Source organism: Psychrobacter sp. Arc9 (assembly GCF_041431295.1).
Lineage (GTDB): Bacteria > Pseudomonadota > Gammaproteobacteria > Pseudomonadales > Moraxellaceae > Psychrobacter.
The window spans coordinates 106,217-120,250 of sequence record NZ_JASMRK010000001.1 but is presented as its reverse complement, the minus strand read 5'-3'; the positions used below and the strand labels follow the sequence as shown (position 1 = coordinate 120,250).

Genomic DNA, 14,034 nt, shown 5'->3' with positions numbered 1-14,034 from the left:
TAGAAAAAATTAATTATCTTGAAGTAATAGCCTCTTCAATCCAGTCCTCCAAATTATTGGCAATATCTTGATATGTATTAGTAAATGAAGGGCTATGGCAAGTAATATAACTTGAAAGTTTATTTCCATTCTTAAGATCAATATTATCGAAAGGACTTTGTCCTTTATTAGCTCTATTACCATTCAAGTCTTTTAAGTTATGAATGTATATTCCAACAACAGCTTTACCACTATCCCACGCTTGTCGAATTTCATAATCTACCCACTTACTATTTGCTGTATCCTCACCTATCAAAACAATTAGACAGCTCTTACCTTTGAGATTACTATCAATCCAGTCTTTGACAGCTTTATCACCTTTTCTTTTTAATTCTTCCCACTTATTAGGAGCAACAAGAGGGTTTTTGTCAAGTACGCCAATATTCCTAACCATTTGTACTCTTGTGACATCGGTTTTATAATGGAAACTATAAAAAACTTTTCTAGTCATTATTTTATTCCTTTTAAAATAGTCAGAATATTGTTTTTAATAGTCTCTAGATCAGTGATTGAAGGTGCAAGACTATTTATATCTATTGTTTGATGATTATCTTTGTTATCTGACACATTTTCCCATAGATTTCTCGACATGAAACCTGTTCCCCCGACTGGAAGCAAAGTATTGCCATTGGTTTTCGAAATATCAAACTCTTCCTGCATACCATTTGAATCTATCACTTTACCTTCAGAGTCAATTTTATTACCAAAAAGGAATATTGAAATACCAGCATAACTGATCATGTCTTTTCGATATAGTGTCCATAACTGCTTCCCTTCTTCATTTTGAGGAAAGGGTCGAAGGATTAGATGATCTTCATTTATTTTTAAACGATTCTCTAATAAATGCTTCACTGCACCAGAGATTACAGAGCTACCAATACCAAGTCCAAAACCAGTTACAACTCTATAGCCAAGTTTAAGGATTTCCTGCGTGAGAGAAGAAACGAAACTTTCTACTTCTTTTTGAGAGTAAGGAGCATAATCTTCGGCAGCGCCAGAAATAAAAATGGTTTTTCGTTTTTGCGATTTATCGACTTCTAATAGTATTTCAGTAATCTCTTGATAATCATCTACTAGTACAGTTTGTATTCCTACACGTTTTAGGTCTCCAATAAACAACTCTTGTTTTCGTTTTCTATAATCAAAATCTGCTTGTTGCTCATCTTTTAGTTTATTAGTATTCTTTAAAATACAGTAATGTTGTGGTTGGTTTTCATTATAAGATGATCGAATACGGCTTAAGATATAATCAATATTTGGATCAGAAAAGCTTAATCCTAAAAATAGAAATCTCTTAGTAATTAAATCGCCTCTAAGGGCTGTGAAGAACTCCCCTCTATTTAGATGATACTTTTCATAGTCATCTTTTATTAAAACTGCATTGGTTGAATCTGTATAATCACCATGCATTTTATAGAGTACAGCATCTCTATTTCTTATAGAAATAGGTAGTTGATTTACGTTGTGTTTTATATCTACTATTTTTCCAGATTCTTTTAATGATTTTTCAATTAATGAATCATAATTAGTTGTCCAATAAGTATCTATCGGTAATCTAGCAAGTATTTTATGATTCTCTGTGATGTTTTTATTATGAGAGAACTCGTTAAGGATAAGTTTGTTAATTTCAGAACGGTTACCTCCTTTTTCGTTAGTATGATACTGAGCTAAAGAAATTAAATCGTATTCTTTATCGACGTCTAAGCCAATTTCATCTGCTAAATCTCTTAGTAAGTTTCTCCAGTCAACAAATCCAGCACCAACAGATAATCCAGCACCTGCAAAAATAGCTAGGTTGTTATTTTCTATTTCTTCTACTAATTTTTTAACTAAAGTTTGTTTTTTAATCATGACCTTTCAAATCCTTTTGTAGTACGTGAGGTGAAAATTGAATTAGTAACAGCGGACTTAACCCAAAAGCCAAACCCGCCATCCTCAGAAATTCTATTTAAAGAATTTCTCTTGCGAACCTAAAATTGACATGCAATTTTTTAACGGTTCTCACCTTAAATCTTACACGCCCCGCCAGCACAATCATCTTCCATATCCGCTTGGGCATCGTTCGCACCATCACGAGTGTTATGGTAGTACAACGTCTTCACACCCATCTTATAAGCGTTTAGCAAGTCTTTTAGCAATATCTTCATCGGTACACGGCCACCTGCGTAACGAACTGGGTCGTAGTTGGTATTGGCAGAGATACTTTGATCGACGAATTTTTGCATGATAGCGACCAGCTTTAGGTAACCGTCATTGTTTGGCATTTGCCATAGTAGCTCGTACTGATCTTTTAGGGTAGCAATCTCAGGCACAACTTGCTTTAAGATGCCGTCTTTTGACGCTTTGATAGAGACCAGACCACGTGGTGGCTCGATACCGTTGGTCGCGTTGGCGATCTGGCTTGAGGTTTCAGACGGCATCAAGGCGGTTAGGGTAGAGTTGCGTAGACCGTGCGCTGTGATCTCGCCACGTAGCGTTTCCCAATCGAGATGTAGTGGCTCTTGGCAGATTTTGTCTAAGTCGGCTTTGTACGTGTCAATCGGCAAGATACCTTGTGAGTAGGTGGTCTCATTGAACGCAGGGCACGCGCCTTGCTCTTTTGCCAATTTGTTCGACGCTTTCAAGAGGTAGAACTGCAACGCTTCAAAAGTCTGATGGGTCAGACCAAGCGCGCTGTCGTCAGAGTAGCGTGCACCATTCTTAGCTAAGTAATAAGCATAGTTGATTACGCCCACACCTAGCGTACGGCGACGCATGCTGCCGTTTTGAGCGGCTTTTACTGGATAGTCTTGATAGTCGAGCAGGGCATCAAGCGCACGGACGATTAGCTCGGCTGGCTCTTCGATGTCGCTGACGTTTTCGACTTTACCCAAGTTGACCGCTGATAGCGTACAAAGAGCGATTTCGCCTTCTTCGTCATTGATGTTATCCAGTGGCTTGGTCGGTAGCGCGATTTCCATACATAGGTTTGACTGGCGAATCGGGGCAACCGTCGCATCAAATGGGCTATGGGTGTTGCAATGATCGACGTTTTGGATATAGATACGACCCGTGCTGGCGCGCTCTTGCATCATTAGGCTGAACAAATCAGCGGCTGGGATTTGACGGCTACGTACGTTAGGATCGTTTTCGTACTTGGTGTATAGCTCTTCGAATTTGTCTTGATCTTCAAAGAACGCATCATATAGGCCTGGCGTGTCACCTGGTGAGAATAGCGAGATGTCTTGACCTTTGATGAGGCGCGTGTACATCGTTTTGTTTAACTGTACGCCGTAGTCCATATGACGGACACGGTTGTCTTCGACACCGCGGTTGTTTTTGAGTACCAGTAATGACTCAACTTCTAAATGCCATAGTGGATAAAATAGAGTCGCAGCACCGCCACGGACGCCGCCTTGTGAGCAGCATTTCACAGCCGTTTGGAACAGTTTGTAGAATGGGATACAGCCAGTATGCTGTGCTTCGCCGCCACGGATAGGACTACCAAGGGCACGGATACGACCCGCGTTGATGCCGATACCAGCACGCTGTGATACATAGCGTACGATGGCGCTAGTGGTCGCGTTGATAGAGTCTAGGCTATCGCCGCACTCGATCAAGACGCACGAGCTAAACTGGCGTGATGGCGTACGCACACCTGACATGATAGGCGTCGGTAGTGAGATTTTGAACTCTGAGGTTGCATCATAGAAGCGTTTGACGAAATCAAGACGGTCTGACTTGTCGTATTGGCTAAACAGACACATACCGACGAGCATGTATAAGAACTGCGGGCTCTCATAAACAGTTTTGCTCACACGATCTTGTACCAAGTACTTACCAGCCATTTGCTCAACAGCGGCATAAGCAAGGTTCATATCGCGCCAGTGATCCAGATACTCTTCTAGCTCGTCAAATTCAGCACGGCTATAGTCAGCTAGGATATGTTGATCGTATTTGCCAGCATCAGTCAAAGTTTTGACATGGTCATATAGGTGCGGCGGGGTGAATTTGTTATAAGCAATCTTACGTAAATGGAAAATAGCCAAACGCGCTGCTAGATATTGATAATCAGGCGTGGTTTCAGAAATTAGGTCGGCGGCAGACTTGATGATGGTTTCGTGGATATCACGAGTCTTGATACCTTCATAAAACTGGATGTGCGATTTTAGCTCAACTTGCGATACTGACACATTTTCTAAACCATCAGCCGCCCACGCGATTACCTTGTGAATTTTGTCTAAATCAATAGGCTCTAAACGTCCATCACGTTTGGTTACTTGGATTTTGTCAATATGTGTCATGCTGGCCTCTATTTTGATTGCTTATTGTGATGCTGCGCGCCAAAGCAGCGGCAGACATTCTTTATAACGCTATTATACGGGGGTGTGGTAGCTGTTTTTTTGGGCAAAAAGCTACCACTACTCGTAGTGACGGTTAAAATCACTGAGTACTACATATAGCGTTTTTGTTAATTGGTAGGCACAATATAGCGGGAAAATTTTGAAAATACTATATTGATTTTAGAATAAAACTATGTTGCTACAAGGTTGTAGGCAGTCCAAATTTTGGCAAAGGACGATGGGATAAGGGTTAGACGCAAATGCGGTCAATAATAAATTTTTGTAAAAATATCGTGAGATTTACTTTTCATTCTCTCGGTTATTGTCGACTGATAATGGGAGTCATGGCGGCAATAATGCGGGCGCAGATTGTACATTAAACCACAAAAAATCGCCACCCATAACTTATTACTAGCGAGTGACGATTTGGACTAAAAAGGCGTGAAAGTTTTTTATGCGACTTATAAAACAATACGAACCGTTTTTGCATTATCAAGTGAGGCATAAAGCGCATTCACTTGCTCAGCAGCGGTTAGGTACAAATTAACCCGTGCTGAGTGAAAACGACCCGTTTTAGACGGCTTAACTTCGATAGACGCCAAATCAAAATCAGGGAATTGGCTACCCAAAATTAGCTTCACTTCATTAAGCAAACTCTCACGCTCGCCTTCATGACCGATGATGCTCAGTGGGTAGTTCATCGGGAACTCCCAAAGCTCTGGGTTTTGAATATCAGTCTTTTTGCCTACCAATGCGCCTTTATTTGGCGTCAGGTCAGTGACTTTAACTGACGGCTGATTGCTGGTTGGGTTATTTGTGCTGTTGTCGTTGTTGTCTTTTGAATCATCACTCATGATATGAGCCTCGCTTATATAGGTAAATAGGAAAAAGTTAATCAGTCATTAGTAGTAAATAAGTAAGTAACTAACATTAAGTCATTCGAAAATCGCTGCTATATGCATTCAATTAGTTAGACATCTGCTCAAATCATGCCAAAAGCATAACGCAAAAATCTGAGACAGGCTCAGTATGGTCGTAAGTGGCACTTAAATCAGTCAAGCTATAGTCGATTCAATTTAAAAGTAGTACAAGGCAACCGAGTGTAGATGTAACTGTGATACTTCAAGCGAGGTTAACGCTGTCATACTTTTATAGTGGAATGGCTATATTAGGCAGAGAATATATGCACTGTTTATAGTGGTCTATAGGTGATTATTCAAGTGAAGTCTGTATTTAGTCCGTTTCATCTTGAAGTAGTAAGCTAAATGGCTTTTATTAAAACTATTATAAAAGCTATTGCAAATAGCCATTGATAGGAGTGATATCAGGCGGAATATCCGTCTCTCCCAATGCTTCTCTTAGATTAATCTCGATAGTGCGTGACAAGGCAGTCAAAGGTAACTGGTTAGCGGCCAAACCAAAAGGCTCTTCTAACTCTTCACTAAGCGCATCCAGACCAAAAAAAGTATAAGCAATCACCGCACAAACCAACGGGGTTGCCCAACCGAGTGATGCCACCAAACCGAAGGGCAACATAATGCAATATAAATAGGTCGTGCGATGTACCAGCAGCATGTAAGCAAAGGGCAGTGGTGTGTTATGAATGCGCTCGCACGCTGCCAGTACAATTGTCATAGAGGTCAGGCGTTCATCCATATTTTGTATGACTTGTTCCGATACCAGTCCTTGACGCCGAATATCGCCAAGCTGTTTACCCATTAGGCGCATTATATAATCAGGTACGTTTTTCGCTTGGCGCATACGGTCATGGTGTATCGCTGCAACAAGAGGCTCGATATCCGCCCAAGGTGGCGTACCACGCAATCGGTGGCGCACAGCATGGGCAAAAGAAATGGTCAGATATACCATCGTTCGCTGAGTATCGTGTGCAGTCGCATTGTCATCCTCGCCATCATCTATGGCATTCGCATCGTCATCATCTATAAAAGACAGCACTTGGCGCGTTAAGCTACGAGAGTCATATACCAGCTGACCCCACAGTCCGCGCGCTTCCCACCAACGCTGATAACTGGCATTGTTTCGAAACCCAAGAAACAACGATAAGGCAATCCCGAGCAAGGTAAACGTTGCCATACCATAATAAGGAAACGAGTCAGGCATCCAGTGCTGAATAATCGTGATGAGCGTACTAAGAATAGTAATCAGCAAAATTTGCGGATAAATTTTTGGAATGATTGATCCACGTAGAGTGAAAAATATCTTAAGGGCATTGGGTGTTTGCCGGACAATCATGTCAGTTTCCTAGCGATGGGGTATATGTAGACACTATTAAATGTCACGTGTGATTCTAATATAGAAATGAGTTCTGTAAAGCCCAAAAGGCTATAAATTTATTCAAACTAAAGAGTAAGGTGATTACTTAAGCTTGATAATTGAGATAGCTATAGGAGTTAAATCCTCGCCAAAAGAGCGATGTTTTTATTAATCTACTTTATGTATGTTAAAATGATGCAAAATATCACTTCTTAACTCTATAAAAGCTGCCACCACAAAGATGAATACGCCACCCTAGCTGTACCCCTCCTCAGTAATGATTGCTTCCTATAGCAATTACTCTTATAAAGCGTCTGACGCTTTTTCTTGTGCGCACGCACTGCTTTAACGTTTGTATCACTATTCGATATATCTAGTGGATCATAAAAATTATCCCACTAAAAATATGTTATGACGATAACTCGATAACTATGCTCGTTCACATTTTTATATTTATCATTTGATAGGCAATGGGCAACGTGTCTGGATATCAAAGGGTATAAACAGAGATGTGCCTAGATAGCAAAGGATCTAAATAAAGATGTGTCAGACTTTTCATGTGAGATGATTTTTAACTACTTTTTAGATACTTTCCAATTAGATATTTTCTAAATAATGATTAGATACCTCGTTTATTGACAGACTAAAGCAGTTCCCCAAAACTGAGTTAAATATGTTAAATACAATTAAAGAGCATTGGCTATCCAATGTGAGAGGCGATGTCTTGGCTGGCATGGTCGTCGCTTTGGCGCTTATCCCTGAAGCGATTGCGTTTTCTATCATTGCCGGTGTCGATCCCCAAGTAGGGCTTTATGCCTCGTTTTGTATCGCGGTAGTGATTGCGTTTGTCGGTGGTCGTCCAGCGATGATTTCGGCGGCGACTGGTGCGATGGCGCTACTAATGGTGACGCTGGTCAAGGATTATGGATTGCAGTATTTGTTAGCAGCCAGTGTGCTGACAGGTGTTATACAGATTATCTTTGGCTTCTTAAAGCTAGGTAATCTAATGAAATATGTGTCGCAATCCGTAGTGCTCGGCTTTATCAATGCCTTGGCTATTTTGATTTTTATGTCACAGGTTCCTGAGCTGATGCCGCAGGCAGGTTCAAACCTAGTACACGTATACGGTCTTGTGGCGCTAGGTCTAGTCATTATCTATGGCTATCCATATATTCCAAAGATCGGTAAAGTGATTCCATCGCCATTGGTCAGTATTGTACTGGTCACGGCTATAGCTATCTTATTAGGTGCAGAGGCTCGAACCATCAATGATATGGGTCAGCTACCTGATACCCTGCCGATGTTTTTGATACCTGATATCCTGTTGAACTTAGATACGTTGATCATTATTTTCCCGTACTCTATCAGTTTGGCGATAGTGGGCTTACTTGAGTCTATGATGACCATGACTATCGTAGATGATTTGACCGATACCAAAGGCGACCGTACGCAAGAGTGTAAAGGCCAAGGTATTGCCAATGTGGTTAGTAGCTTTTTTGGCGGGATGGCAGGCTGTGCGATGATTGGGCAGTCGATCATCAACGTCAAATCAGGCGGCTATACACGTCTTTCTACTTTAGTGGCAGGCGTATTTTTATTATTGATGGTAGTGTTCTTAAGCGATTGGCTAAAGATTATTCCAATGGCCGCATTGGTCGCTGTGATGATTATGGTGTCTATCGGTACTTTTAACTGGGGTTCATTTAAAGAGCTAAAAACCAAGCCGCTGCAAAGTAATGTGGTCATGATTACGACCGTTGCTGTGGTGGTCGCAACGCATAACTTGGCCTATGGTGTATTGATTGGTGTATTGCTCTCAGCACTGTTCTTTGCCAATAAGATTGAGCGCTATATGAGCGTGCATAGTCACATGGATGAAGCAGCGCAAACGCGTTATTATCGAGTTGACGGACAAGTGTTTTTTTCATCAGCAGAGCGTATGATTGACTCCTTTGATATTAAAGAATCTGTCTCTAAAATAGTTATTGATGTATCGCGCGCGCATTTTTGGGACGTGACAGCAGTCGCCGCCATAGATAAAGTCATCATTAAATTTCGCCGCGAAGGCACGGAGGTAAAGCTCATCGGTTTGAACGAGGCGAGCCAAGCGATGATAGATAATTTCGGTGTGCATGATAAACCAGATGCTGAGCAAAGCTTAGGTGCGCATTAAATTAGCTATGTATCAATAGTGTCATATTGATAAATACAAAAAAGCTGAGTATATCTCGGCTTTTTTTGTGCAGATTAAAACCTGATTAGAAGACTATATTCTTTTATGGATAAATATCTTAGAAGCTAATAGGACGGCAGAAAGGAAGGGGTAGCTAGAAGGGAAGAAGTAACAGGTTTGGATGATGCGGTATGGAGATAGTTAATCGTTATATTGAAATATCTAGATGTTTTGTAACAAAGAAAAATAGCTCTATAGATTATGAGAATTTTTTAAAGCTTCAACAGCTCTTTTTCAACTTCATTGAGAAATGCTTCGATATTAGCTTCATGACGCTGATAAAACGTCCATTGTCCATGGCGTTCGGACGTAACCAATCCTGCTTTTTTTAACACACCCATATAGTTTGAAATGGTTGATTGCGACAATCCAGCTTTTTCTTGGATGTAGCTGACGCATACACCATCCAGATTAGCATGCTCTGGTAATGACGCTGGAAAGTTTGATCTGTCTTTCAACCACTTTATGATTTGGCGACGCATGGGGTTGTTAAGTGCAGATATTATGTTTTCTGTATTCATAAAATGTGTGATATCGATACCTAGTTAATAATCAACAACTGTCAGAGTGGAACATTAGGTTTTTAGTTTACTCATTATAAGTATAAACACTAAAGCGGTGTAGATTCTATTTACCGCCAATGTGCCAACCATATACAAATAAACGGCTACTAGTAGGATACTGCTTATAACTAGCGTTTATATTCTGACTATACGTTTCTATAACAGTAGAGTATACAGCCAAAACTAAATTAATTATGACAGTTGTACTGTCTAGTCATCGGAATATTGTCGAATAGTAACAATATATGATGGACAAAAAAAGACTGTTTCAAATCGAACTTAACACTAAACGTTGTTACGCCTGACTTATTAAATACACGTTATTTCTTTGCCAAACTAGCAGTAAAATAGTATTAGAAAGCTTCTGACATAACAAGGGCGTGTTGAATATTCAACACGCCCTTGATGCTTTATGTTCTTAAATTTTATTAAGCTTTTTTATTAATTTGGTTAGCATCGCGGTAGAGTACCGAAAAACCTAATAAGCATAGTTGTGATATCTTAGCTTTTTAGAAATGCCTCAATTTTTGGTTTAATAGTCATAGAAACAATGACCATTAATGTCAATCCTACTGGTAATGCAACTAGAAATCCTTCTAACCAGCCATTCAAAAATGCTGTCTGATTAGCAAAACCGATCGTCTTTGAGGCAGTACTAAAGGCCAGCATAGACTCCATTATGCAAGCCATCACTACACCTGTGATGAGATTGCGTTTGTACGCTTTGGTATTAGGTAGCTTGTGATTAATAAATTTTGTGACCAGACCCATCAGTAAGAAGCCAATCGGCATAATCGCATACGCTGCAAGTAGCGCTCTAGACCAGTCTATAAAAAATGTATCGGAATATCCGACATTCATATAGGTCATCACACCTGTTAAGAGACCACCTATGACAGTCATTAAGGCAAGTATTAATAACACTTTGTAGAGCAACGGTGTTTTTTTAGTGCCATCATTCTTAGCGCTACCACTTTTAGAACCATCAATGAGCAGGGTCTCGGTATTTACTGGCATAGCATTTGGAGCCATCGTTATTTTCCTATCATAAAGAGCGTTTAATTAGTCGGTGTTTTTTTCTGCCTGTCGATCGCTTACAGATTGGTCTTCTGCAACACCTGCTTTCCAATAAGAAAAGGCATATAGCTCATCCTTAGACCACTGTTGCTCGACCTTTAGGTAATGACGAAGGGCTTTGACAGATGAGAATTCGCTAGCGATATAAGCAAAACGGCTCTGCTCTGCAGTTGGCAAATCGAGAGATTTTACTGTGTCGATTAATTGACTGCCTTGCGTTGGATCTGGGTTATGTAACCATGTCATGGTGATATTGGCCGCTGTCGACAACTCTTGCTCATCTTCTGCACCGTGTACTTCGATGATGCATTGACCAGTCGCGCTGGCAGGCAAGGTTTCTAGTATTGAGCCGAGCACTGGTATCGCTGTGGCATCGCCAATCAGTAGAAAATTATCTGCATCGGGACAAAGCGCTTTGGTTTTAGGCTTCATTAAGATGCCAATCTCGTCACCAACCTCAGCATGAGTAGCCCAGCCTGAAGCGGGCGCCTCGTCACCATGAGCGACAAAATCAATCCAGATCTGTTGTTTTGCTACATCAGCGCCGCGATGAGTATAAGTGCGAACAACGAATGTAGTATTGTCATTTAGGTCAATTGGCTGAGCTTTATCGACAGGAATAAGCACTTTGTTGTTTGCGCCAACTGTCATGGTCGCGATATTGGCAATAGTATCTGCTTGGCCTGTGAGGTATATACGAATGTAGTGCGAAGTAATCATTTGCTTGTGAGCAACGGTCATGATTTCACGCACTGGTTTTTGATTTATTGTGTTATTCATATGGATCTTTCCTTACTTATTTATCGATAGTCTTGCTGGTGCTAACGTTGTCTATCATGGTGCGACTGACACGGAAAAATAAGGCAAGCTCTACGAGGCTTAAATCTTTCGTTAATTGCTGTCTTGTCCATTCTTCTGCTGCATCAAGCTTTGTCATAACCTCTTCGCCTTTAGGGGTCAGCTGTAGTAACTGGCTGCGACCATCAAGCGGGTTGTCTGTCTTTAATATTAGCTCAGCCGCCAATAGGTCATTTAAGGCGCGGGTGATTTGGGCTTTGTCTCGCTGCATGTGTTTAGAGATAGATAGCGCAGTGCTATTCGGGTTATAGCAGACACCTTTTAAGGTTCTGATATTAGTCACGGACAACTCGACACCTTGCTGACGAATGCCTTCTAGCAGTAGATTGGTATAGGTATGCATCAATTGATGTAGTGTTTCGCTCAATGAATTGTTAGACATAAAAACTCTTTAATATAGTTGATAGAAGCAACTATATAGAATAAGGTTGATAGTGTCAACTATAAAGTGGTTTTTGAAGGAGTGTGTTTATCTAAACTTGGATAATTTTGAATAAGAGAAGATAGTAGAAGGTAAAGTAAATAGGGGTGTATATTGAACAAGGAGCGCTTGGGCTAAAGAGATTTATAACTAGAAGACTTTGTAATTAATAAGCTTTGTAATTAACAAATGCTGTGATTAATAAGTTCTAGAATTAAAAAGCAGGCATAAAAAAAGCTGAGATATACTCAGCTTTTTTATTTTTAACGATTATCAAAAGCCTATTAGCTAGGCTCAATATTTTTCTGAAAATTTAGTCATTTTCAAGGAAAGAGCGCAAGTGTTCAGAGCGTGATGGATGACGCAATTTACGCAATGCTTTTGCCTCGATCTGACGAATACGTTCACGCGTCACATCAAACTGCTTACCAACTTCTTCTAGCGTATGATCCGTTGGCATATCGATACCGAAACGCATTTTTAAGACACGTGCTTCACGCTCAGTCAGGTTACCCAGTACATCACGCGTCGCTTCTTGTAGACCAGCAGCCGTTGCATCATCCACAGGACTTGAGATTGTACCATCTTCGATGAAATCACCTAGGTGTGAATCTTCATCATCACCGATTGGGGTTTCCATAGAGATAGGTTCTTTGGCAATCTTAAGCACTTTACGGACTTTAACTTCGTCCATCTCTAAGCGTTCGCCTAATTCCTCAGGCGTTGGCTCGCGACCCATTTCCTGTAGCAACTGACGTGAGACACGGTTTATCTTGTTGATGGTCTCAATCATATGCACAGGAATACGGATGGTGCGCGCTTGGTCAGCGATAGAGCGAGTAATCGCCTGACGAATCCACCAAGTAGCATAGGTCGAGAACTTATAACCACGGCGATATTCAAACTTATCAACGGCTTTCATCAGACCGATGTTACCTTCTTGGATAAGATCCAAGAACTGTAGGCCACGGTTGGTATATTTTTTGGCGATAGAGATAACTAAACGTAGGTTAGCTTCAACCATCTCTTTTTTCGCGCGGCGAGCTTTTGCTTCACCAACTGCCATACGACGTGCCACATCTTTCATATCGTGGATTTTCATGTCGAGCTGCTGCTCATAATCACGGATACGACGTTGAAGTAAAATGACGTCATCAGTGACTTTTTCTAGCGTACCAGCAAATGCAGGCTTACCTTTGATACGTTCAATCAACCAATCAACATTGGTTTCATTGCTAGGGAAGGTCTTACGGAACTCTTCACGCGGCATACGACCACGGCGAATCACCAAACGCATGATTTGACGCTCTTGCTTACGCACGTCGTCATAGACGTCATGCATGATCGCCATGACTTGATCTGACAAGCGGTTGTTTAGCTTCAACATCATAAAGCGTTCAGCAAGTAGGGCATATGCTGTATCAGCCTGTACGCTACCACGGCCATAATCAAGCAATGCTTGCTTGGCTTTAATGAATAGATGCTCAATCTCTTCTAGACGCAAACGAACCTCTTCTGGATCAAGGCCGCTGGTTTCTTCTTCAGCTTCTTCTTCAACGTCGTCTTCGTCTTCGTCTTCCTCATCAAGCGCGGCTGCTTTCGCATTGACCTTAGCTTTGATAACCGGTGGGTTTTCTTTTTCTTCTTTGATGCGTTCACGCTCTTCTTTCGCCGCTTCCTTTGCTTCTTGAGCTGCGATTTTGTCTTCTTCGGTCTCAGGGTCTAAGAAACCAGTGATGACGTCAGATAGCTTTTTTTCGCCGTCTTGGACTTTTTGATACTCGTCAAGGACAAACTGTACGGTACCAGGCCAGTAAGACATGGCATGCTGTACATCACGAATACCTTCTTCGATACGCTTAGCAATGGCAATCTCACCTTCGCGAGTTAGTAGGTCAACCGTACCCATTTCACGCATATACATACGTACAGGATCAGTGGTACGACCAGGCTCAGTTTCAACAGAGGCGAGTACTGCCGCTGCCTCATCTGCTGCCATATCATCATCACTTGAATCATCGTTCATCAAGATGTCATCGGCATCAGGAGCTGATTCAAAGATTTTGATACCGACATCGGTCAGCATTTGCACAATGTCTTCGATCTGATCGCTTTCGGTAATAGAGTCGGGCAGCTGGTCATTCACCTCAGCGTAGGTAAGATACCCTTGCTCTTTGCCCATTTGGATTAAGGTGGCCAGTTGAGATGTGGACTTAGAAACTGACTTATCGTTCATAAATACTCGCT

Annotated in this window: 11 protein-coding genes; 1 reads left to right on the top strand and 10 read right to left on the bottom strand. The window is 41.2% G+C overall.

Features of this window, described 5'->3' with window-relative positions:
* Positions 1-13 precede the first annotated feature (13 nt).
* The 5 genes from QO187_RS00465 to QO187_RS00445 form a co-directional block, all read right to left on the bottom strand.
* Positions 14-490, bottom strand: a complete 477-nt coding sequence (locus QO187_RS00465) for a TIR domain-containing protein (RefSeq protein WP_230709692.1) — start codon at positions 488-490, stop codon at positions 14-16.
* Complete coding sequence (locus QO187_RS00460) at positions 490-1,890, bottom strand: SIR2 family protein (RefSeq protein WP_230709691.1); 1,401 nt, start codon at positions 1,888-1,890, stop codon at positions 490-492. Before QO187_RS00460 ends, QO187_RS00465 begins: the two co-directional genes overlap by 1 nt.
* 155 nt (positions 1,891-2,045) lie before the next feature.
* Positions 2,046-4,322 carry a class 1a ribonucleoside-diphosphate reductase subunit alpha gene (gene nrdA, locus QO187_RS00455; RefSeq protein ID WP_371546624.1) on the bottom strand — a complete coding sequence of 759 codons (2,277 nt, stop codon included), beginning with the start codon at positions 4,320-4,322 and terminating at the stop codon, positions 2,046-2,048.
* A 500-nt stretch (positions 4,323-4,822) separates the two neighbouring features.
* The gene (locus tag QO187_RS00450; protein WP_057762424.1) at positions 4,823-5,113 is read right to left on the bottom strand and encodes a YbeD family protein; all 291 of its coding nucleotides are present in this window, start codon (positions 5,111-5,113) and stop codon (positions 4,823-4,825) included.
* Positions 5,114-5,654: 541 nt separating this feature from the next.
* Positions 5,655-6,614: a bestrophin family protein gene (locus QO187_RS00445; protein WP_101204779.1), complete on the bottom strand. Its 960-nt coding sequence runs from the start codon at positions 6,612-6,614 to the stop codon at positions 5,655-5,657.
* Positions 6,615-7,308: 694 nt separating this feature from the next.
* Here QO187_RS00445 and QO187_RS00440 point away from each other — a divergent pair.
* Positions 7,309-8,808 carry a SulP family inorganic anion transporter gene (locus tag QO187_RS00440; RefSeq protein ID WP_371546621.1) on the top strand — a complete coding sequence of 500 codons (1,500 nt, stop codon included), beginning with the start codon at positions 7,309-7,311 and terminating at the stop codon, positions 8,806-8,808.
* Between the two features lie 272 nt (positions 8,809-9,080).
* Here the strand turns inward: QO187_RS00440 and QO187_RS00435 are convergent, their stop codons facing one another.
* From QO187_RS00435 to rpoD, 5 genes are all read right to left on the bottom strand, one after another.
* Complete coding sequence (locus QO187_RS00435; RefSeq protein ID WP_101204781.1) at positions 9,081-9,389, bottom strand: helix-turn-helix transcriptional regulator; 309 nt, start codon at positions 9,387-9,389, stop codon at positions 9,081-9,083.
* 543 nt (positions 9,390-9,932) lie between these two features.
* A complete protein-coding gene (locus QO187_RS00430; protein WP_205963279.1) occupies positions 9,933-10,463 on the bottom strand; it encodes a DUF2798 domain-containing protein in 531 nt (176 codons plus the stop codon).
* A gap of 30 nt (positions 10,464-10,493) precedes the next feature.
* A complete protein-coding gene (locus tag QO187_RS00425) occupies positions 10,494-11,288 on the bottom strand; it encodes a siderophore-interacting protein (protein WP_134292143.1) in 795 nt (264 codons plus the stop codon).
* 16 nt (positions 11,289-11,304) lie between these two features.
* On the bottom strand, positions 11,305-11,748 hold the full coding sequence (locus QO187_RS00420; protein ID WP_134292144.1) for a MarR family winged helix-turn-helix transcriptional regulator: 444 nt from the start codon (positions 11,746-11,748) through the stop codon (positions 11,305-11,307).
* A 352-nt stretch (positions 11,749-12,100) separates the two neighbouring features.
* On the bottom strand, positions 12,101-14,023 hold the full coding sequence (rpoD, locus tag QO187_RS00415) for an RNA polymerase sigma factor RpoD (protein WP_371546618.1): 1,923 nt from the start codon (positions 14,021-14,023) through the stop codon (positions 12,101-12,103).
* Positions 14,024-14,034 lie beyond the last annotated feature (11 nt).